The sequence below is a fragment of the Hirschia maritima DSM 19733 genome (assembly GCF_000378345.1).
GTDB classification, from domain to species: domain Bacteria; phylum Pseudomonadota; class Alphaproteobacteria; order Caulobacterales; family Hyphomonadaceae; genus Hirschia; species Hirschia maritima.
The window spans coordinates 389,143-410,999 of sequence record NZ_KB899545.1 but is presented as its reverse complement, the minus strand read 5'-3'; the positions used below and the strand labels follow the sequence as shown (position 1 = coordinate 410,999).

General features: G+C 43.6%; 23 protein-coding genes and 1 tRNA gene. 7 read left to right on the top strand and 17 right to left on the bottom strand.

All coding sequences use genetic code 11. From position 1 onward, the window contains the following. The first annotated feature begins 13 nt into the window (after window positions 1-13). From bcp to F551_RS0107365, 3 genes are all read left to right on the top strand, one after another. A complete protein-coding gene (gene bcp, locus F551_RS0107375) occupies window positions 14-487 on the top strand; it encodes a thioredoxin-dependent thiol peroxidase (protein ID WP_018996857.1) in 474 nt (157 codons plus the stop codon). Between the two features lie 220 nt (window positions 488-707). After that, window positions 708-1,943, top strand: a complete 1,236-nt coding sequence (locus F551_RS0107370; protein ID WP_018996856.1) for a M23 family metallopeptidase — start codon at window positions 708-710, stop codon at window positions 1,941-1,943. Continuing rightward, complete coding sequence (locus F551_RS0107365) at window positions 1,927-2,415, top strand: bactofilin family protein (RefSeq protein ID WP_018996855.1); 489 nt, start codon at window positions 1,927-1,929, stop codon at window positions 2,413-2,415. Before F551_RS0107370 ends, F551_RS0107365 begins: the two co-directional genes overlap by 17 nt. Window positions 2,416-2,503: 88 nt before the next feature. Here the strand turns inward: F551_RS0107365 and F551_RS0107360 are convergent, their stop codons facing one another. Next, window positions 2,504-3,289, bottom strand: a complete 786-nt coding sequence (locus tag F551_RS0107360) for a hypothetical protein (protein WP_018996854.1) — start codon at window positions 3,287-3,289, stop codon at window positions 2,504-2,506. A 78-nt stretch (window positions 3,290-3,367) separates the two neighbouring features. On the opposite strand from F551_RS0107360, the gene F551_RS0107355 reads away from it, so the two are divergent. After that, window positions 3,368-4,045 carry a Fe2+-dependent dioxygenase gene (locus tag F551_RS0107355; RefSeq protein WP_018996853.1) on the top strand — a complete coding sequence of 226 codons (678 nt, stop codon included), beginning with the start codon at window positions 3,368-3,370 and terminating at the stop codon, window positions 4,043-4,045. Between the two features lie 24 nt (window positions 4,046-4,069). Here F551_RS0107355 and F551_RS0107350 read toward each other — a convergent pair whose 3' ends face one another. Both F551_RS0107350 and F551_RS16455 read right to left on the bottom strand, forming a co-directional pair. After that, window positions 4,070-5,119: a Fe(3+) ABC transporter substrate-binding protein gene (locus tag F551_RS0107350; protein ID WP_018996852.1), complete on the bottom strand. Its 1,050-nt coding sequence runs from the start codon at window positions 5,117-5,119 to the stop codon at window positions 4,070-4,072. A gap of 85 nt (window positions 5,120-5,204) precedes the next feature. Then, a complete protein-coding gene (locus F551_RS16455) occupies window positions 5,205-6,227 on the bottom strand; it encodes an ABC transporter ATP-binding protein (RefSeq protein WP_018996851.1) in 1,023 nt (340 codons plus the stop codon). Window positions 6,228-6,277: 50 nt separating this feature from the next. On the opposite strand from F551_RS16455, the gene F551_RS0107340 reads away from it, so the two are divergent. From F551_RS0107340 to sigJ, 3 genes are all read left to right on the top strand, one after another. Next, window positions 6,278-7,936, top strand: a complete 1,659-nt coding sequence (locus F551_RS0107340; protein WP_018996850.1) for an ABC transporter permease — start codon at window positions 6,278-6,280, stop codon at window positions 7,934-7,936. Window positions 7,937-8,391: 455 nt separating this feature from the next. Then, on the top strand, window positions 8,392-8,934 hold the full coding sequence (locus tag F551_RS0107330) for a hypothetical protein (protein ID WP_018996848.1): 543 nt from the start codon (window positions 8,392-8,394) through the stop codon (window positions 8,932-8,934). Further along, a complete protein-coding gene (sigJ, locus tag F551_RS0107325) occupies window positions 8,931-9,824 on the top strand; it encodes an RNA polymerase sigma factor SigJ (RefSeq protein WP_018996847.1) in 894 nt (297 codons plus the stop codon). The genes F551_RS0107330 and sigJ overlap by 4 nt, the downstream gene beginning before the upstream one ends. A gap of 102 nt (window positions 9,825-9,926) precedes the next feature. Here sigJ and F551_RS0107320 read toward each other — a convergent pair. The 14 genes from F551_RS0107320 to F551_RS0107255 form a co-directional block, all read right to left on the bottom strand. Further along, window positions 9,927-10,003, bottom strand: a tRNA-Asp gene (locus F551_RS0107320). Between the two features lie 128 nt (window positions 10,004-10,131). Next, window positions 10,132-10,623 (bottom strand): hypothetical protein, encoded by a 492-nt coding sequence (locus tag F551_RS0107315; RefSeq protein WP_018996846.1) that lies wholly within the window; start codon window positions 10,621-10,623, stop codon window positions 10,132-10,134. A 22-nt stretch (window positions 10,624-10,645) separates the two neighbouring features. Beyond that, window positions 10,646-11,407 carry a type II secretion system protein N gene (gspN, locus tag F551_RS0107310; RefSeq protein ID WP_018996845.1) on the bottom strand — a complete coding sequence of 254 codons (762 nt, stop codon included), beginning with the start codon at window positions 11,405-11,407 and terminating at the stop codon, window positions 10,646-10,648. 8 nt (window positions 11,408-11,415) lie between these two features. Then, window positions 11,416-11,889, bottom strand: coding sequence for a type II secretion system protein GspM (gene gspM / locus F551_RS0107305; protein ID WP_018996844.1), 474 nt, complete (start codon window positions 11,887-11,889; stop codon window positions 11,416-11,418). Further along, the gene (gspL, locus tag F551_RS0107300; protein ID WP_018996843.1) at window positions 11,889-13,052 is read right to left on the bottom strand and encodes a type II secretion system protein GspL; all 1,164 of its coding nucleotides are present in this window, start codon (window positions 13,050-13,052) and stop codon (window positions 11,889-11,891) included. The genes gspM and gspL overlap by 1 nt, the downstream gene beginning before the upstream one ends. After that, a complete protein-coding gene (gene gspK, locus F551_RS0107295; RefSeq protein ID WP_018996842.1) occupies window positions 13,052-14,077 on the bottom strand; it encodes a type II secretion system minor pseudopilin GspK in 1,026 nt (341 codons plus the stop codon). Before gspK ends, gspL begins: the two co-directional genes overlap by 1 nt. Before the next feature lie 2 nt (window positions 14,078-14,079). Beyond that, a complete protein-coding gene (gspJ, locus tag F551_RS0107290; RefSeq protein WP_018996841.1) occupies window positions 14,080-14,697 on the bottom strand; it encodes a type II secretion system minor pseudopilin GspJ in 618 nt (205 codons plus the stop codon). Continuing rightward, window positions 14,694-15,110 carry a type II secretion system minor pseudopilin GspI gene (gene gspI / locus F551_RS0107285; RefSeq protein ID WP_018996840.1) on the bottom strand — a complete coding sequence of 139 codons (417 nt, stop codon included), beginning with the start codon at window positions 15,108-15,110 and terminating at the stop codon, window positions 14,694-14,696. Before gspI ends, gspJ begins: the two co-directional genes overlap by 4 nt. Further along, window positions 15,110-15,649, bottom strand: a complete 540-nt coding sequence (gene gspH / locus F551_RS0107280; RefSeq protein WP_018996839.1) for a type II secretion system minor pseudopilin GspH — start codon at window positions 15,647-15,649, stop codon at window positions 15,110-15,112. The genes gspI and gspH overlap by 1 nt, the downstream gene beginning before the upstream one ends. After that, a complete protein-coding gene (gspG, locus tag F551_RS0107275; RefSeq protein WP_018996838.1) occupies window positions 15,637-16,125 on the bottom strand; it encodes a type II secretion system major pseudopilin GspG in 489 nt (162 codons plus the stop codon). Before gspG ends, gspH begins: the two co-directional genes overlap by 13 nt. Before the next feature lie 14 nt (window positions 16,126-16,139). Beyond that, entirely contained in the window at window positions 16,140-17,345 is a 1,206-nt protein-coding gene (gene gspF, locus F551_RS0107270; RefSeq protein WP_018996837.1) for a type II secretion system inner membrane protein GspF, read from the bottom strand. After that, a complete protein-coding gene (gene gspE / locus F551_RS0107265) occupies window positions 17,332-18,831 on the bottom strand; it encodes a type II secretion system ATPase GspE (protein WP_018996836.1) in 1,500 nt (499 codons plus the stop codon). The genes gspF and gspE overlap by 14 nt, the downstream gene beginning before the upstream one ends. 28 nt (window positions 18,832-18,859) lie before the next feature. After that, the gene (gene gspD / locus F551_RS0107260) at window positions 18,860-20,878 is read right to left on the bottom strand and encodes a type II secretion system secretin GspD (RefSeq protein WP_018996835.1); all 2,019 of its coding nucleotides are present in this window, start codon (window positions 20,876-20,878) and stop codon (window positions 18,860-18,862) included. Beyond that, window positions 20,865-21,818 (bottom strand): type II secretion system protein N, encoded by a 954-nt coding sequence (locus F551_RS0107255; RefSeq protein ID WP_018996834.1) that lies wholly within the window; start codon window positions 21,816-21,818, stop codon window positions 20,865-20,867. The genes gspD and F551_RS0107255 overlap by 14 nt, the downstream gene beginning before the upstream one ends. Window positions 21,819-21,857: the final 39 nt, after the last annotated feature.

Genomic DNA, 21,857 nt, shown 5'->3' with positions numbered 1-21,857 from the left:
CAGGGATCTACCCATGAGCGAAGAATTATCAGCAGGTTCGAAGAGCCCGTCCTTCAATATAACGACGAGCAAAGGCCGCAATGTGACGCTAGAAGACTTCCAAGGTTCTAATCTCGTCATTTTCTTCTACCCTAAAGATAATACGCCAGGCTGCACAACTGAAGCTATAGATTTCACTCAAAATTTTGATGATTTTCAAGATTCAAATACTCAAATTCTTGGTATTTCAAAGGACAGCCTTAAAAAACACGAAAACTTCATCAACAAACATTCACTTGGCACGGAACTTGGAAGTGATGAAAGCGGAGAAATGTGCGAAGCATTCGGTGTTTGGAAGGAAAAAAAGAACTACGGAAAGACATATATGGGTATAGAAAGGTCCACTTTTCTTATTGATAAAAAAGGGATTATTTCTAAAGTGTGGAGAAAAGTCCGAGTTAAAGGACACGTGGAAGACGTTTTGAGCGAAGCCAAATCATTAGCGTAGTTTCCAATCTCACTTTCTTGAAATGATACGCTTTATTGTACGTGAATTGGAACATTTAAAACCCAGTTAACAGTCTGATGGTATTTTTATCATCGATATTTTCATTATTGGGCTTCGCGCGAAGCAATTTGTAAGCTATTGATAAACTGTGTCCTAAAAAACACGTTTTTCGATGGATGCAAATGCGTGCAGAGTACGATTACAAATTAGGCGAATTTTGATGGCGGACGAAGTTAAAGCTCGTGCAAGAGCACTTTTTGATCGGGTATTCCCTGAACGTCAAATTTATCACCGTAGTGGCGGTTCGGTTCGGTATGTTTCGGTATCACCGATTCAACAAGCCCTCTTCGCAGGTGGAGCAACACTGGTAGCTGGATGGTGTATTTTTGCTTCCATTAGCACCCTTCTCCAAGGCCCAACAAATAGCTTTCAGTCAAACGCTGATGACAGAAAAATCGCAAAAATTGAACGCTGGTTGCAAGCATCACAAGCAAGAGAAGCAGCAGCTCTTTCTCTTCTTGAAGAAAAAACTATCGCTTTTACTAATGCAACGACTGAATTTGAACGTCGTCATGCTACCTTAAAAACACTTCTTGGTGCACTCAAAGATAATGAAGCTGAAGTCGAGAAATATGCACTCAATGGCACTGGTGGAAAAGTTCTTTTAAATTCAACAATTGAAGAAGCTGACGCCAGAACTTCACGACCATCGGAAGGCGTTACTGCAAGCGTTGAAGTTGCGGGATTCCGTGCTCAAATTGATAGCCTGAGAGCCGAGCAAGCTTCATTTTTGGATGATGCAGAAGATCGCGCCGTTGAACGTGCTGAAAGAATGCGTGGTGTTCTTAGATTAACTGGAGTTGCTGTTGGGCGCGTGGTTGATCAATCCAATACTTTTGCAGGTGGACCACTTTTAGAGGTGGAACCTACGAATTTTTCCTCCGTCGATCTAAATAATGACGGACAAGATTTTTCACTTAGAGTTAGGGAAGTTAAAGCACGCCTTGCTGAAGCTCAGTTCTTCGAAGATTTAATACTTGCAATGCCTCTAGGTGCACCGGTCGGTGTGAAATATAGAGAAACCTCAGGGTATGGAAAAAGAAGAGACCCATTCTCTGGTCGTCTAGCTTGGCATGCTGGATTAGATATGGGTGCCTTTAGAAACGCACCAGTTACCTCCACCGCACCTGGTAAGGTTATTTATGCAGGTAGAAAAGTTGGATATGGACGAGTCGTTGAAGTCGATCATGGCTTTGGATTCATGACTCGTTACGGACACCTTGCCAGCATTAATGTAAAAAAAGGTGATTCTGTCATACTTGGTCAAAAACTTGGTGGTATGGGTACAACTGGTCGTTCTACTGGAGTCCACCTTCACTATGAAGTACACTTTCGTGGAAAAACGTATGATCCTATTAAATTTCTAAGGGCCGGAAAACATGTTCACCAAGGGTAAATCACCAGAAAACAACACTCCAGCCGGTTCTAAGCCTGCTGCTCCAGCTGCACCGGTAGCTGAACAATCCAAACGTGCTCCAGCGTCACCTAACCGTGCTGCGCCTTCAATCGTCAGTGCTGACGTTAAAATGAAAGGCTCTGTTGTATCTCAAGGTGAAGTTCAGATTGATGGAAATATCGAAGGCGACATTCGCGCCTCTTCTCTTACAATAGGTAACACCGGTGCTGTGACGGGTGAAGTCGTCGCAGAAACAGTCATCGTTCGTGGATCTGTAAAAGGTCAGGTACGCGGTAAGAAGGTACAATTGTGTACAGGTGCAAAAGTTGAAGGTGATATCACTCACGCCTCACTTTCAATTGAGCCTAACGCAATTTTTGAAGGGCAAGTAAGGCACTCTCAGGACCCCTTAAACGATTCAACGCGTCCTGCTGCACCTTCGCCGACACCACCACAGACACCTACCGCCTAAGAACTTATTTCATGAGTTATAAAAAAAAGGCACAAACCCGATAATGGTTTGTGCCTTTTTTTTATAACAGAATATCTGATGGATCAGCTTACTGAGATAAAGCCAGCTCAACTTTAGAGGTTTGAGCAATAACTTGCGCTATTGATGAAGGCTGCTCCGGTGGAATGGGCGCTTCGGGCCACAAAGCAATCAACGCATTAATCTCCTCCATTAAAGATGAATTACCATATTTTAGTTTCTCAGCGTGTTTTTTAGCAACTATCGCAAATCCATACGCATCTTGATATTCACCAGCATCTGAAACGACACCATCAGTAATAGCGATTGTGTATTCTTCCACTATAACACTCATAAGATAACTAATAATCTCAGCCGGCTCACCTCCAGCTTTAGAGGTCACCTCAGCTAAGTTCTTTTCCGCAGCTAAAAGCTGAGCCCCTATTTCCGCGGCTTGTCTTCCATCTTCCAATGCCGTTGAAACTTCCTCGAACAAACTTGCCTTAAAACCAAGCTGCTCTAATCCTGCTCTTTCAGCTTGGTGTGTTTCAGAAACAGGGTGCAATAAATGAGGTGCAGCCATTTGAAGTTCGCCAGCACGGTACAATGCCAGCCCTGCTTCTACATGCCCACTCATAAACGCTAATCGATTTGGAAGCGGTAAGGTATCAACAGAGTGAGCATGCTCCCCTCCTTCACCTGCTTCTCCATTTGCGGCTTCACCTTCGCCCAATTCACCCGAAGCGATAACGCCAGCCTCACCTGATGAGTGACCTTCACCTTCCCCTTCACCACCGGGACTACATGCAGCCAGCCCAACACCCAAAACAGCAGTACCGAGCCCAAGCCCTGCCCATTTTACAAACTTTGTTTTCATAGATCACCTATTTGCAAATTATTTGCTTCAGCTTATAAAGCGAACATACATTTTGCAACTAATTCTCAATAGTACTTCATGATTATCACAATAGAAAACCTTCTTCCTCCAGAATCATTAGAAATGATTCAAAAATGTTTGAAAAACCTCACATGGCAGGATGGAAAAAAAACAGCAGGTGGAACGGCGAAGCAGGTTAAACAGAATTTGCAAGCCAACTTAAATTCAAATGGTGGCCAAGATATAAAGGACGCTGTTTTTTCTTCTATAAACAAGAACGCTGTTTTCACAGCATTTGCTCAACCCAAAAGGTTTTCCAATCTTCTCGTGAGCCAAACCTCTGATGGCGGACACTACGGATTGCACAACGATAACGCGATAATGCAAAAAGATGGGCGTCCTATGCGGACTGATTTATCTTTTACGATCGCCCTCAATTCACCAACAGAATATGAAGGCGGTGAACTCACAATCCACACAGCAGGGATAGTTCAATCCTTCCGACCTCAAATAGGTGAATGCGTTGTTTACCCAACTTCAGCACTCCATGAGGTAACTCCCGTTGCCAGTGGTGAACGCATCGTTAGTGTTGGTTGGGTTGAAAGCCTCGTTCAAGACCCAGCAGAACGTGAACTATTATTTGATATTACGAATTTAAAAGTAAATCTTCGTCGCCACCTCAAAGCGAATTCCATAGAAATGCTGACGCTTGATAAAATTAATGCAAATCTAGTTCGAATGTGGGCCAAACCATAAATGTCTAGCCCACCAAAAACCTAGTTATTGCCAACCAGCTCTATCAAAAACTTTGACTGCTTCTGTTTGATTGATTCCAAGCTCAGCAACATTCAACTGACTTTCTTCAAAGTCACCCATAGCCTCTACCGCAGAAGACGCTTCGACAGTTTCTACAGCTGGATACTCATTATTTCCATTTGCAAAATACTGTTGTGCACTTTCTTCTGTCAGATACTCAATAAACTTGATTGCATTTTCGCGATTTGGCGCATGTTTAAGCACGCCAGCTCCGCTAATGTTCACGTGAGTACCATTCCCACCTTGGTCAGGAAATATAATTCCAATTGAATTGAATAATTCGTTGTCTGCAGCCTCAGGCGAAGCAAGGTAACGCGCAAGATAATATGTATTTACGATTGAGACCTCACACTCACCCACAGCAACTGCCTTAATTTGCGCTGTATCATTGCCTTGCGGCTTACGTGCGAAATTATCCACCACACCTTTGGCCCAAGTTTCAGCCTTTTCTGCACCTTCCGTGGCAACCAAAGAAGCCATGAGTGAAATATTGTAGATATTGGACGAAGAACGCACACACACTTTGCCTTTAAGTTCAGGGGCAGCCAAATCCGCGTAATTATTCAATACATCCGGTTTTCCAGCCGCTTTATTATAAATAATAATACGAGCACGCTTGGAGAGCCCAAACCAAAGACCATCTTCATGTCTCAGATACTCAGGAAGTCTTTCTCTCAAAACTTCTGAATCAACAGAGGAAAGAATTCCTGCCTCTTCTGCCCTCCACAGTCGACCTGCATCGACAGTAACTAAAACATCAGCTGGACTATATTCACCCTCGTTTTGAATTCGTTCGATAAGCGCGTCAGCCCCAGACTCTAAACGATTGATTTTAATTCCAGTTTTTTCTGTGAAATCGTCATAAAGAGCGAGATCTGTATCATAGTGACGAGAAGAATATACGTTAACTTCACCAGCATCTTTAACAGTTACATCTGTTTTCTCGCCACAAGCGGCTAAAATTGAAAATCCGGCAATAGCGCCTACAGCAACGCCTAAAAATCTCTTCTTCATCATTTTTCCTACGATCAGTTTATATCGACATACAGTTATATAGTGGTCACATCCCACAAAAGCAATTGAGAATTAATTGCAACCCCTATTCGAAGGCTATGGCGCTTTCAGCAGCAGGTGAAATTGTTACTTTTTCAGAGGTAGTAGGAACATAATCATCTTTAAGGTCAATCCATAAAGTGTCTAACTCTTTACCCCGCACCAGAACTCGACGGACACCGGCTTTCAACCTTATATCTATCACTTCACAATCCCCGCCTTTAGAAATGTCGAAATTTCCTGGATTGCACAAAAGTGTTGTTTTTCCTGATAAATCTGTACTCTTCAAAACAGAAATGGGCCAATCACCAAACGATGTTATTATCTTATCATCGTGAATTATGGAGTTTACTGCTTGCCCTTCCCCCAGCAGTTTTCCAACATTCAATGATGCTGGATTGTTGTATAATTCATCAGGGCTGCCAAATTGAACAATCTTGCCATTTTCTATTACGGCAATTCTGTCTGCCATTTCCATTGCTTCATCAGGGTCGTGCGTTACTAAAATCGCGGTTACATTCCGCTCTATCAGAAGGCGCCTCGTTTGTTCTCTAAGGCGTCGCCGCAACACAATATCAACCGCCGCAAATGGTTCGTCCAATAGCAATACTTTCGGAGAAGGCGCAATTGCACGTGCAAGAGCTACTCTTTGCTGCTGTCCGCCGGAAAGTGTGTGCGGATACCTATGCTGAAAACCGTTCAAGCCGATGTGCTCAAACAAATCAGTCAAAATACTTTCTGATTCCTCGGAATTGGAAATTCCAAACCCCACATTTTGGGCAACTGTCATGTGAGGAAACAACGCACCTTCCTGAAACACTAAACCGATAGGTCGTTTTTCAGGCGGAGGATTAGTTCCATCAGCGGCTAACAAAGTTCCTTCAACTAAAATTTCGCCATCTTGGACAGCCATCAAGCCAGCAATCAACTTGAGCAATGTTGTCTTTCCGCAACCAGATGCCCCTAAAAGACAAACGATCTCTCCCTGCTCAACCGATAAATTTATACCGGACAGAGCTGCGTTGCCGTCATATGCATGAGATAAATTTCTGATCTGCAGGCTCACCATGCGACCCTTTCCGTACTTGAGAATGGGTATTAATATGATATCAGGCAAATATGAAAAGCCATATCACTCAACTATTTGCCAAGATGAACCTAAATCTAAGCCTATTAGCTGGCTTATTTTTAATTACAGGCGTTTTAGCACTTCCAATTCTGTCCGTTCTTTGGGTCTTCATGACGGGGCAAATGAGTGATGAGGCTCATCTTTGGCAAACTATTCTTCCCCCATATCTTCAAAACACAATTGTGTTGATGCTTTTAGTAAGTTTAATAGCAACTGCCATTGGGGTATCGTGCGCTTGGATAGTGGCCAGCATGGACTTCCCGGGACGAAAGCTGTTTTCTTGGCTTCTTATTTTACCGCTGGCGTCACCAGCATATATCATAGCTTATATTTACACAGATTTTTTAGATACAACCGGACCAGTTCAAACAGGCTTAAGGTCATTATTGTCAGCAGATATAGCTTCTTTTCATTTTCCTGAAGTTCGAAGTATTCCAGGTGCCGCAATACTTTTGGGACTGGTTCTGTATCCATACATATATGTTGTCACTAGAACCAGTTTTTCAGTTCTTGCCCGTAATCAATTTCAGGCTGCTAGAAGCCTAGGACGCGGCCCATGGGCGGCGTTTTTCAAAGTCGCACTTCCCAGCGCACGATTAGCAATCTTTGCCGGCTTGTCACTCGTCCTCATGGAAACGCTAGCAGATTTTGGTGTGGCAGATTATTTCGCAATTCCAACGCTGAGCACGGGAGTGTTTAGAACATGGTTGGCAATGGGCGATAAAGTAACCGCCCTTAAGATCGCGGGAGTGATGTTGCTTTTTGCATTTATTCTAATTGTTTTAGAAAAAATCAGTCGTCGAGGAAAACTTTCTAATCAAGATCAGTCTTCTAACGATTCCCCTTTGTTTAAACTCAATAAATTTCATTCGGGTTGTGCAATCATTGTCTGCTCTTTGCCGATCATGTTGGGGTTTGCCCTTCCAGTTGGACTACTGGCACTAAATGCGATCTCTTATGGTGATCAACAATCTCTTACTGCTCTCATTGGATACACTTGGAACAGCATTTCTGTCGCACTTTTCGTAACTCTGTTTGCAATTGGAATTTCACTCTTCCTTGTATACGCAAATCGCTCCCCTTCTCCCAATTCTACAATCAAACTTGCAACACAAACGGGTATCCGCATTTCAACAATTGGATACGCGCTCCCGGGGACAGTTCTAGCTGTTGGGTTACTAATGCCAATAGGACCGTTAGATCAATTCCTTACGGGCACTTCACGCAATCTCTTCGGCACCTCACATGGACTATTACTGACAGGCTCAATATCAGTTCTCGTATATGCGCTTACTGTCAGATTTCTGACTGTTTCCTACAATGGAATATTGGCTGGTAGTGAGAAAATTACTCCATCTATGGATGCGGCAGCTCGTTCTCTTGGTGCCTCATCATTTCAAGTATTCAAACGGATACATTTTCCACTTCTCAAGCCCAGTATCGCGGCGAGTGCCTGCTTAGTATTTATAGATGTTATCAAAGAGCTTCCTGCGACTCTAATTCTTCGTCCTTTCAATTTTGAAACTCTTGCAACACGTGTCTATCGATTAGCCAGTGATGAAAGGTTGAACGAAGCATCAACTGCTGCGCTTCTCATTGTCATTGTAGGGCTTATTCCAACTCTCACATTCAATAGAATACAAAAATAGTTTTCCCATTTTGTCACAAACACGCTTGGTCAATCGTCTCTTATAAATAGTCACTATTAATAAGAGGAAATTATGTGGAAACGACTTCTCGCCTTAATTGGTGGATTCTCAATTTTGGCCGCGTTTATAATGTGGTTCTGTCCATTAACGTGGTACAATAATACTCCCGGCGTATCTATGACGGGTCCCTTAAATTACCATTTTGTTCGGGATATCTCACTTTCCTATTTGGTCAGTGGTTTGGCTCTTATATGGGGAGCAAGAACTTACAATAAATCAGTTTGTATTTTTGGAAGTTCTTGGCTTTGTTTACATGCCCTATTTCACGTTTGGATCTGGTTCCACAGAGGAATGAGCTTCGACGCCATCGCTCTTACGAACCTAATTGGGATTCAACTCCCTGCCTTTATCGCAATGATCTCTTCTCTGGAATTATCCAAGTCCGAAGAAAAACCATGATAAAATCTCTTTTAAAAGCAAGCTTTCGGAAATTTGGTGATCAGTACAATTATGACACCGCATATATGCAGGAAGTTGCTGACATATCGACATCGGCCGGATTGAGATTATCCTTTTTACCTTTCATCAGCCAATACCGTGCACCAGATGCATCAATTGGTGTTTGGGCTGGCTCTTTACTCGCCTCTACGCTTAGTGAAGATTGCGGCCCTTGCGCACAGCTAATTGTCGATATGGCATTGGAGGCTGGGGTTAATGCCAACCACATTGAGGAATGCATAAGCGGACAAGCTAAGGAAACAACAGATGCTGGATTAGGCTTTATTTTTGCATCCATGGCAATTTCCAACGATTTGAAAGTAGACGAATACCGCAAACTCATCATTAGGAATCATTGCTCACAAACTCTTTTAGCTGCATCATTCGCAGCAAGCAGTGGTCGGGTGTATCCTGTGTTAAAACGAGCCCTAGGGCATGGTGCCGCTTGCCTTGAAATCAATGTAAATAACAAATCAGTTAAAGTTGAGCGCGCGATATGAACGAACACACTGCTCAATTTGAAAGTGAAAGACCAAAACTCATATCACTATGTTATCGGATGCTTGGTCAACATTCCCACGCCGAAGATGCTGTTCAAGACACATGGATAAAATGGGCTGCCGCTGATAAGTCCACAATTCACAACCCGTCAGCTTGGTTACGAAAAGTCGCAACTAATATTGCCATAGACACTTTAAAATCGGCCGCACATGAACGAGAAGTTTATTTCGGCCCTTGGCTACCTGAACCAATCCTCAGTGATGACAACGCCTCTTCCCTTGCGCACTTTGAACTAGCGCAAGAATGTGAGCTAGCGCTTCTTTGGGCTATGGAACGGCTTAACGCAAAAGAACGCGCAGCATTCATCTTAAGAGAGGCATTCGACGCAAGTTATGCAGAAATTGCGTCCACGCTTCAGACAAGTGAAGCAGCATGCCGACAACTTGTGAGCCGATCGCAAAAGAAACTTCAGGATTCCGGACCACGCTTTGATGCAACGCCTGCTGAAATTATGGATTTAACTCAAAAGTTTTTCTTAGCTGTTGCTACAGAGGAATACGATCAGGCTCTTAAATTGTTAGCACCCAATGCAACGGCAATCTCTGATGGCGGCACTAAAAAGAGAGCCGCTCGTCGACCACTGCACGGTTGCAGCGAAATTTTGCAAGTTCTTTCTGCCATATGGAAGAAAACGAACTCAGAAGATGGCTGGTCCACTCGAATGGCAGTTGTAAACCGCAACCCTTCTATCCTGCGGTATAAAGATAGTGAGCTTGATTCTGTCATCACAATCGCTCCGAGCCAAGATACTCAAATTGGGTGGATCTATATTTTGAGGAACCCTGAAAAATTATTATTTATCAGGCATCAATTAGAAAAACAAACTTGAAGTAATTAAATTTCGTCGAAAATTGTAGGTCAAAAACACAAAGGGCCCAGCCAATCGGCTGAGCCCGTTTGTATTTATACGCGATCGCCATTCTAAATCGAATGGCGCGAGTGACGAGGTTCGAACTCGCGACCTCCGCCGTGACAGGGCGGCACTCTAACCAGCTGAGCTACACCCGCGTATCGTACCAAACTATGAGAAGTCAATGATGATTAATCATCGTTTGGAGCGCTGTGTTTAGTCTTTATCACACCTAATCGTCAAGCACTATTTTTAGGAAAAAGTGCATTTTTTATATTTTATTTTATCACCCCACACACGAAGTCGCGCCCCCAACCGGAATTACCATTTTCCATCCAGCTGAATCACTAATTCTAATTGATGCTTTTGTAATTTGTGACCCACCATCTCCGGGAACCGCTTCATTGATAGTCACTTTAAGCTCTACATTTTCAACAGGAGAATGGAAAACTTGTTCAGTGTAGTGCAAATCAAGCACATCACCCTCGGTCGATGATCTAGCAAATACTGTAGGTTTGCCATTGAGCACCACTTTTGCTGTTCCCTTGCCTGCTTCACTAAAGAAAACAAACCTTGGTTCAGGGCGCGCGGCAAATAGAAACAACCCGCAATCTCCTGCATCTAACTGCTGGCGTTCCAATTCACCTAATTCATAGAAACCCTCAATGCTTTCTTGGGTTATCTGGTCAGGCACATCATTTTTTTGAGCGGAACTTGCACAACTAGCGGTCAACAATGCAGCTCCCATCAAACATATGTTAGCCATTGAATTGCGCATGGTGTTTTCTCCAATATTGCTCTTATTGCTGGGCTGCAAAATCCGCTGATGTTCTAGCATACCTAAAATGCCCTTGCTGAGACTGTCCTTCAAAACCAAAACTGATTAAAGCATTTGATAATCTGCCATTGCGTGTCGTCACATTTGATTCAACTTCATAAGTTAGATCGCTTTTCAGCACTGCCAGCGCCTCCAGCTTATCTGGACCGGCAGTGTTTGACAGAAGAATATGATAATCTTCTCCCTGACAAGAAATTCGACCATTAATCTCAGGACCATCCCATGCCCATGCCCGTCCTACTGCCGTCAACAAATCTGACTTCAATCCACCATTGGCTTCTCTACATTGACCAGTCGAACTGATACGCACCAATGGGACCGAAAGATTTAATGTCGATGGAGAACGCCTCAATTGAACATCTAAGTGCTTAAAGGCGTTTAAATGAATTCTGGCTATCAGTTCACGAATAGAAACCACTTTGTCGAGGCCGACTGAAACTTTTCCCTTGCCGTTTCCAACAGCACCGTCGAATTGAAAGTGTGCAGTAGGTGATAGTTTCAACACGCTCAGGGGCATTAGTTTTATATTGACCTGTCCCAACACCTCTCCCTTTATATGCACATCGGAAAAACCACCATTCCAAATAGTCCCAACGGCACGACTATAATAAACTTCTTCGGACTTTAATCCCGACACATTAGCCAAAAAACTCATTGGCATGTTCGCGATCAATGCACCTGCAAGCGCAATGATGAACAAGACTATACAAAGAAAAATACGCATATTCTCAGCTAATTCCCTCTGCTCACAAACACGTTCGCATTCACTGTCTGTGTATCTTGGTTTATTCTAATGGAGGCCTTGCTGACAGAAATTCCGTAATTTGTTTCAAGATCCGTCAACCATGCATACAGAGATTGAGGGTCTATTTCTTCAATCCAGAGTGTTAGGTCGCCAGTTGATGTCGGCTCTATTCTTGAAATTGAAATTCCAAATACCGCGGAGCTATCAGATACAATTCCCTGCACAGGTCCATTTGTTGAAGAACGCGTCCGACGCGGACTGTTTTCATATACCCTAAGCGTCTGTGTGACTTCTGAATGCATTGCTGCTTGGGATGCGTATCTGTTTGATGCTCGATCCTTAAATGTTTTTGAAGGCACATACACAAATTGAAATGTGATCACGACCAAAGTCAGCAAGCCACCTATACTGAGCAAAAGCCTTTCGCGCGGCTCTAAACTTGTCCACCAAGCCTTAATCATCACAACGTCACCGTTATTTCACCGGTGCGGCGATTACCCACTTGGCGTGATCCACCTTCGCGCATATTCCCACCTAAGCTTTCGATCTTTTGCTTGAACTGCGACAATTGTTCATAGTTTTCGTAAACGATACTGACCTGCATTTCGTCACGTCGTGAATCAAACCTAAGCACTTCCACGGAAATACCATCCACTTCATTCACACCAGTGGAAATCAATCCTGACAATTGCAAAAATATAGATCCCTTACCGCTTGATGCTGTGAGTGTTTTCAACTGAGCCCGAGAGTTAACAATCCTTTTGACTTCAGGAAATACACGTCTAATTTCCTGGCCAATTCCCTCTTTTAATTCTTCGGCCTCTTTTTTAAATGCCATACCTTGAAAGACATTAAACCCAATTGAGGCGATCATAGCTGCTGCCGCAATCCCCAAAGGCAAACGCCATTCTTTTAAACCTACATTGCCGACGCTAGCGCGATTTTCGTACTTCCCCTGCAAAAGAGTATAGTTCTCAGAAATCGCCAACTGAGCCATAACATCCAAATGCGATAAATCATTTTGAGTTATATCTGCATATTGTCTTGTCGTAGCACCTTCATCTTTATCATACTGTTCAACAGCCGATTGCATCACTCTATCAATAACCCGATCATCTTGATCCGTATCGAAAGAAGCTCCCCAATCCCGATATCTGAAGACTTTAGAATGTTCTAATTGCACGAATGAGATGTCATTTTCTTCTCGCGGAAGACAGTAATAATCGGGAATGACTTTATCGACAGTAAGTCCCAAATCATTTGCCACACTTTTCCATTGCACCAATTCTTCATGGGAAATTACATTTAAAGAATATGATTGAGTTTCCGAATGAGGATAACCAACACTTACATGCAGAGTTTCAACATCCGCCCCAACCTCATCTTCAATTGCATACGGAGCTATGGAGCGTAATTGGTTTAAGTTTTTAGCTGTCAGTTTCGTTCGGAAAGATGAAATTTGTTGTCCAGGTAAGATCAATGCCAATCGATCGTGTTTTATGCTCGCCAAATCATGAATTTGTGAATTGCCGCGAGCGGATACTTTCCCTGCATCAGACACGATACGCCAGTCCACTCCCGAAACGGGTTCATCATTTGCAAATATTACTAGCCAATTACCCATTAAAAACTACCATACCTTCTCGAGACCAATGTGATGTCGCCACCTCGTGATATTTGCAAGAGTGAATGCAGGCTAATAAGGGTTTGATAGTAACTTATTTGCGCGTGCAGTTCATAGTAATCAGATGCAAGTCCATAAAACTGTTTTTCTTCTTCAGGAAACTTATCTTCTTGAAAAACATCCAGCTTAAAAAAATCTTCGACTTCATTGAACCCCGTCACCGGGCGTTGTGACAAAATATTGCTTACAACGACTTCATCATATTTGTTACCTAAATAAGATAACACCAGAGGCAGATCTTCAATCGACAATGTATTTAAATTCAATTGATTCAAATTCACATCAGGCCGCACACAAACCCATCTAGCTATCGTTTCCACAAGCTCTGGTGAAAATCCCTTAATAACGTTTAATTCACTCACGTCAGCCAACAACGTGCCTGAAGTTCGATAAGGTGTTTGCAAGACAGCGTAATCGGGATCTTCTGCGCCACCATAGCCAGGACTGGAATTTGAATCGATCCAATCAATTATACTGTTTGCCAGTGATTGTCCTTCTGAAGCATGTACTCCTACCGCCTCTAGCAAAACAACAAACTTTTGCAGAGAAACTTCATCAGCAACTAAAGTATTGCGTTCACCAATTTTCACTAAAGAATTTAGATTGAAACAATTGGAACCATCTTTAATTGAGCCGCTGATTGAACCACCGTCGATTGGGAAAAAGATCGGATTAAGCGTTAAAGTATCCAATTCTGGATAACGTTCTAGCTTAGTTTGTCGCCCGATTTGGTAAGTTGCCTTGATGGTAGATTTAGCTAATTGTTCTGCTCCCAATGCATATAATCTAGCTTGCTCTCTCTGCCCCAAATTACCTGTTAGCTTCATCGAAAATCGAAGATTTTCTATCACGGCCAATGCCGTCAATGACATGACTGAAACGATAAGCAAAGCAGAGATTAAAGCTGCACCATCTTGACCACTACTTACATGCGCTTTTTGTTTCTTCAGATACTGCAAAACCATTGTTAATACCCCACCGGAGTAGAAAACAATAATTGCAGCGGCCCATATCTATTCGTATGTAAAGTCAATGATACCGCTTGGGGCGCAGGTATCTCATTTCCGAGTGAACTTCCACCAGTCCAGCTATCAGCCCAAATTTCGCCATCGAAAAACTCGACTTGAACAGACTTTAAATCACTCATCAAAACACGATCAATCAACGGTGTATCTGATATAGAATCAACACGTGCGCGAACGCGACGGATAAGATTACCGTGTTCAAAGCGGTACTCTATATGCTGCAATAAAGAAGAGACCATAACCAAGCCGGGCATTTCATTGCCGTTGCGCACAAATTGCATAAGTTGCACAGAGTCCAAATCAACCCCACCTACAAATACTCCTGCAGTAGCAAAGCCAAACTCATCTTTTGTTTTACGGTTAGCGATTTGAGCTAAATCACTCTTAATGATTGCTCGTGCCTGCTCTACTTTTTCGACTTCAGAAAGCACACCATCCAGTGTTTCTTTGGTCGATAAAGTATCATCCAACATTACTAAACCGATTATAGACAATACACCCATAATGAACGTGGCAACCATCACTTCAACAAGCGTAAAACCTTCATCGGATCGGGTCATGGCTTTTTCCCCTTAAATGCATTCAATACGACTGCAATTGTGGGGGCCTGCGCAATTTCCGGATCATACTCCCATGCTTCAAGTTTAACGTGCTGGATCAGTGCGTTTGGCGTGGCACTTATGGTTTTTCGCCATTCCCAATCTCTTCCACCATAAGAAACACGACCATTGGACACGCCTTCTTCCAGTTTTTCCTTTTGGATCAATGTCAAAGTCATCTCATTATCAGCAACTATCGCTGCTAACATTCGGCTTTCTATGGCCGCAGCGCCTCTAGTGTTTTCGGATGAGATGTGAACCAACCCCACAGCGGCAATCGCAAAAATACTTAGCGCTGCAAGAACTTCAATTAAAGTGAAGCCTTCTTCCTTTTGCTTTCCCAGCAATCCGAGAGTGAGATCAAATTGTAGCACTATCTAGCAATTCTTTCTTCTCTGGGAATAAATACGACTTCACCACTCGTCGTTACTTTGTGAACAATATCGAATTCTTCACCTGTCATTCGAACCTCGGCTGGTGTGGCTTCACCTGTAGGAAAAAACACAAGAGGCGGTTCGGCTTCTACTCGCTTATCATCAAGTGTTTTTCTTTTGGTCTCTACTCCTAGCAAAACGACACTCACTTTGACGTTCGACGTTTCAGAAATTCGATTAATGGTGCGCGAAGGCGCGCGCAGCGCAACCCATTGCCCTTTTCGATATTGTTCGAATAAGTTTTGCCCCTCAATATGCGTCCAACTCACAGGCTCACCGCTAGCTATGGCTTCACGTGAAAGGGACGCAATGGCTGACGTGAGATCTTCAGCTTGTTGTCCCGCGCTCGTTTTCCCGTCGGGTAATGACATCACAACAACGCCGGACATGAGCCCGATGATGAAAATAACAACAAGGAGTTCAACCAGAGTAAAACCACTCTGTTTTTGTCTAACCGTATTTGAAGCTAGTTTTCCCAATTACCGATATCCGCATCTAGGCCTTCTCCACCGAGTTGCCCGTCGGCTCCCAATGAATAAACATCTACTCCGGACGTATTGTACTCTCCGGGAAATACATATTGATACTCATTGTTCCAAGGATCCAATGGCAATCGCTTGATGAAACCTCCAGCAGGAAATAATTCTGGATTAGGTAAGTCTTGAGGCGCAGTCACCAAGGCATCCAAGCCTTGTTCGGTCGTCGGATACTCAATCAATTGGAGGCGATATCTATCCAAACTGCTTTCCAAAGCAGCAATATCCACCTGAGCTTTTTTCACTCTTGATGTATCAACATTCCCCATAACATTGACCAGAACCACTGTTGCAAGCAATCCCATGATGAAAACAACCACCATCAATTCAACTAGCGTAAACCCTTCTTCTCCTGACTGATTTCTAGAAGAAGCTTCTTTAGATTGTTTCATTTGAAATACCTGTTTCAATATTGTCATTACTTATCTTCCAGTTAAATCATTGCACCTGAATTGAGCTGAAGAATAGGTAGCATAATTGCGAGAATGATGATCATCACCAATCCCCCCATCACAACTGTAATTAACGGCTCCAATAGCCCCAGTGCTACGCTTGATGTTTTCTCAAAATCGCGCTCGAGGTATTCGGCACCTTTTTCAAACATTGGACCGTATTCACCACTTGCTTCACCGCCTGCAGCCATATGAGTAACTAACGGCGGAAATTCTTTGGTACGAGCCATCGATTGACTTAATGATCCACCCTCGCGAACGTCTTCAATTACCTGCTGAACAGCATCTCTGAGGATTAAATTTGGAGTAGTTTCTTTAGCAGCCCTAAGACAATCAAGCACAGGAGCCTTGGAAGCTGCCAATGTCGCAAATGTTCTAGCAAATCTTGCAGATGCTACGCTTCGAACAACTTCGCCGATTAAAGGCAGTGAAAGGCTGAAACGATCCAACCTGCGCTTAACAGATTCTATGCGCGACATTCGACCTAATACGAGGACAGCAACAACTATACCTGCCGATAAGAACAAACCATATGCTTGAAGAAATTCTGAAATATTCACCATGGTTTGTGTTAACAATGGTAATTTCTGTCCCATAGTTTCAAATTGCTCGACAACACGCGGAACTACGAACACTAAAAGCGCAACCACAACCATTAGCGCCACAACGCCAACAACTATCGGATAAATGAGAGCCGAGATAACTTTTCCTCTCATCTCTTCGCTTTTCTCCTGATAGTCGGCAAGCCGCCCCATCACAACATCCAATGCACCGGCTGTTTCACCTGCGGCCACAATAGAGGTGTATAGTGCTGGGAAGGCTATTCGTTGACTGGACAATGCGTCCGATAGTGACTGACCTTCGACAACGTTTGATCGAACATCAGCCAAAACAGAACGAACATTTCCTTTTTTAGCTGAATCACCCACTGCCGCGAGCGCTTCTTCAACTGGTGTGCCCGATGAAATTAGCATCGCCATCTGACGCGTTAAAAGAACGCTATCTTTTGAGGTTAACTTTCGTCCCCTGCTTTTCTTCGCTGCTTTTTCTTTGCTCGCTTCAACGTTAATAGGCGTTAGCCCTTGTTTGCGCAGTTCACGGCGCGCACTTTTAAGCGAATCTGAGGACAATACGCCTTTTTGCTTTTTTCCATTTTGGTCGAGAGCTTGATATTCAAATGCTGCCATCTGAATCTCTCGCTTGTTTGACAACGCGCAAAACTTCTTCCGAAGAAGTTAAGCCATTTCGAACATGCTCAGCTCCACATTGTTGCAATGTTACCGCGTTCGCGAAAGCATGTGCTTCTATGTCCTGTTCCCTCGCATTGTCGTGGACCATGCCGCGTAAGGCTGTGTCCATCTCGATCACTTCATATATACCGAGGCGCCCCTCATAGCCTTGTTCATTACAGTGTTCGCAACCTTCAGGCTTGTATAAAACATCCACATCACTGGCATTCAGGCCGAGTAATTTAAGCTCAGAACTGTCTGGTTGATATGGTGATTTACAATGAGAGCACAGACGACGAACCAAGCGCTGTGCAACGACTGCGGTTAATGTAGACGACAACAAGAATGGCTCCACGCCCATGTCACGCAACCGGGTGACCGCAGCCGCAGCGGAATTTGTGTGGACTGTAGAAAGCACTAAATGCCCCGTTAGACTCGCTTGAACAGCGATCTGCGCAGTTTCACCATCTCGTATCTCACCGATCATCACGATGTCCGGGTCCTGACGTAAGATCGCTCTTAGGCCCGCTGCAAAGGTCATCCCCACTTTAGAATTCACTTGAGTTTGACCAACCCCATCAAGGCCATACTCTATGGGGTCTTCAACGGTTAAAATATTACGTGATTGCTCGTTTAACAGTGTCAAAGCGGCATACAATGTTGTAGTTTTACCCGACCCGGTAGGACCAGTAACGAGAACTATTCCATTGGGCTGTTTCAATACTTTTTTCAAAGTATTTAACATTTGCTCCGGCATTCCCAAATCATCTAGATCAAGTCGTGCAGACTCTTTATCTAGAAGTCTCATCACGACACGCTCTCCATAGCGTGACGGTAATGTAGACACGCGGACATCAATAGGTCGTCCACCTAACGATAGCGATACCCGTCCATCCTGCGGGACCCGTTTTTCGGCGATATCGAGACGCGCCATAACCTTGATCCGCGATACCAATAACGGAGCAACGCGACGAGACGGCGTTAATACTTCGCGCATGACGCCATCCACACGCAACCTTACAGACAAACGATCTTCAAATGGTTCGATATGAACATCTGATGCCTTGGTGCGCACAGCTTCAGCAATCAATCCATTGATAAGACGAATTATCGGAGCATCATCGGAAGTGTCCAAAAGATCTGCATTTTCAGTCAGACCAGCAGCAATGGAATCCAAATCACCGCGCTCATCTAGAGCATCATCTAAATCAGAAGAATCAATACCATCACTTGCATAAATCTCTGATAAGCGGCGATCAAACTTAGCTCGGTCTAGTTCTACTAAAGTGAGAGGTTGCCCTGCTATTCGGCGTGCCTCAAGAATCGCCAAAGGGTCAGCATCCTTGCGAACCCCCACGCAGGCAGTGTCGCCATCCAGAAAAAAAACTAATCCCTTTTCTTTGGCAAAACTGTAATTCAAACGTCTTTCGGCGAAACTATCCACACAACACCTCTACTAAGCAGTAAGAAGATTACTCTTCTGAATCCACTCCTAAAACGTCCTTCATAAAGACATCTAAACTCGCACGCTCACTTCTGGAAGCAGCAAGTTGTTCTTCACGAATATACCGGTACTTCTGATCCGTTGCTCTGCGCATGGTCTCCGCATCACGAACGATAGTTGGCTTCAGAAATATCATCAAATTCGTACGTTTTTTTGTTTTGCCTTCTGATGAAAATGCGCGACCCAATCCTGGGATATCACCAAGTAGCGGGATCTTCTGAATGTTCAGCGTCTCCTCTTCTTGGATCAAACCGCCCAAAACAACTATTTCACCGTCATCTGCAAGAATTGTTGTGTTTATTTCGCGATTATTTGTAATAAAATCGCCATCAATTGAATCAAATATCGAAGAAACTTCTTGGCGCAAATTCAACTTGATACTGTCGCCTTCACCGATTTGCGGTTCAACTTCTAAAGTGACTCCGAGAGGCTTTCTTTCAACCGTTCGGAATGGGTTGGAATTGTTGGTTCCAAGTGCTTCCCCAGTTGTAATCGGAACTTCCTGACCAACGGTGATAGACGCTTTCTCATTATCCATCGTTAGCAAGTGTGGTGTTGACAGCACATTAGATGACACGTCGGTATCCACAGCGTTCAAAATCGCACCAAAAATAGTCCCGTCAGAAGTTTGACCGCCAACACCAAGTAAACCACCTGCCGTACCTATTAATGAGTTGATAGCCGCCGTTTGCAGTGAACTACTAGTGGTCTCACCAAAATCATCTGAATCAAGAGCCAATGCTCCAGCAATAGACAGCACATTGGGCGTCGTGCGGGTAAAGTTCGTGGCAGCAAATGGCGTAGAGGAAGATCCATTAGCACCTCCTAAAACAAACTCGAGCCCTAATTCACGCGCAGCATTGTCGGAAAGTTCAACAATAATCGCTTCCACCAGCACCTGAGATCGACGTTTATCCAACTCTTCTACAACACGTTCAAGCTGGCGAAGTACCATCGGGGTAGCACTTACAACCAATGAATTTGTTGGTTCATAGATCGCGATTTTTGGAACGCCTTTAACAGTACTACTAGCACTGGATTGTTCAGCGAGCCTTTGCCCCATTACTTCAAGAATTGGAGCGATGTCTTTTGCTTCAGAGTGTTTAAGAGACAAGACCTTTAAGGATGAATCATCGCTCGCATTTGTTACATCCAGATCATTAATGATCTTCTGTACTTTTATGACGTCGGTAACGTCACCTTTAACGACTAAAGAATTGTTGCTTTCAACCGCAATCGCTGTGACATCGAACCCTGCTGCTCCACGACCATTCCCCTTCATGCCATTGATGGTTTTTGCCATCTCAGTCGCAGAAACATTAATAAGAGGAATTGTCAGAGTTTGACTTTGATCTTCGTCAATTTCGCCAATAACTTTACGAACGCGCGAAATATTCGCTGCATAGTCGACCACAATCAATGTATTTGAAGATGCACTTGCAGTTAATTGACCTTGCGGATTAGTGATCGGTTTGATCATCTTAGCCGCTTCAGTTGCATCAAAGTTTCTAAGCCTAATTACAGCCGTTTCAAATTGATCTCCAACAACCGAAGACCTGGCCAAAGCTGCTTCCGCAGATGCTGATTGCTCAGGAACAACTTTATAAACACCACCGCGTGATGGAATAGCGGTGAAGCCATGAACTCTCAACGTTGACAGAAATACTTGAAAAACTTCTCTATCAGTCAACGGTGTCTGTGAAGAAACTGTTACACGCCCGCGTACACTCGGATGCACAACAAAAGTATGCCCTGTTATCGCTGAAACATCATCGATGAGGACGGAGATATCTACGTCCTTTAAATTCATAACATGAACACTCGTGCCGTCCGCACGAATGGTCGTTTCACCTAAGTCATCAGCAAATGCTTGTTGCCCAATCGGCGCGATCAAACCACTCAAAACAGCTAATGCCGCACTAGGTAGAACCTTATTTTTATTCGACTTCACCATTTCCAACACCGACTTTTCTTTACAAGCTGACATTTACTGTCAAATGTACGATTTCTTGATTTCGTAGCAATTCTATTCTGATTTGCTGAGCATTTTCCAATGTCGCTTTTAAACTTTCAAAATCAGCAACATTATCAATCTCTACGCCTTGAATTTTCTGCACAATATCTCTTGTTTTCAAACCAGAGCGACTAAACCTGATAGTATCAAGCGGAAACACTGTAACCCCTTGAACATTATTTACCGTGTTCTCGTCCCATCTCGCCCAACCTAAAATGTCTTCAAGGTCCGTCTTTTTCATAGTGGCAGTCGCCAATGTTGGCCCCGCAGACACATTTTGTGCAAGCTCTGTGTTTTTCTGTTTATCACGCTCTCGAGCTTCACGAGCTTGATCTACAGTTGGGATTTTTGACCTTTGGTTCTCATTGCTCACATTTACAGATTTAATGCCGATTTTCTCATCATGCAGATTTGATAAACGTTCAATTCTTCCGCTGCGAGATAACAATACACCATCAGAATAGATACTCTCCACAGAGACACCTTGTAGCCCTGCTATATTATCTCCAACTTGATATCTTTGCTGTTGATTGTTGCCAGAAGAGATAAAGGCCACCCCTGCGCCATTTCCATCAGCCCGCACACCATTCAAAACGATATTCAATTCTGTTTCGGGGGCATCCGGTTGATTAGATACGATAGTATTTTCTAAATCGGAGGCAGATAATTGACCACTAAAGGGAGTAAGGCGCGCCAACATACCAATATCTATCGACACATCCGATGAATTATTGGTTCCAACTTTGCTATTAGTGGACGGCAACAAAGAAGCGCTGGGGCCTGACAAAATTAGATAAAAAGATTTAGCGCAGATAATCGCAAGAATGACAATCGAACCCAACATTATTCCTTTACGAACAACATCTTGCGCAATCAGTGATGCAGCATCAAAATTTAAACGACCGATTTGCATAAACCTGCACCACAACGCCACTAAACAGAAACAGATGTC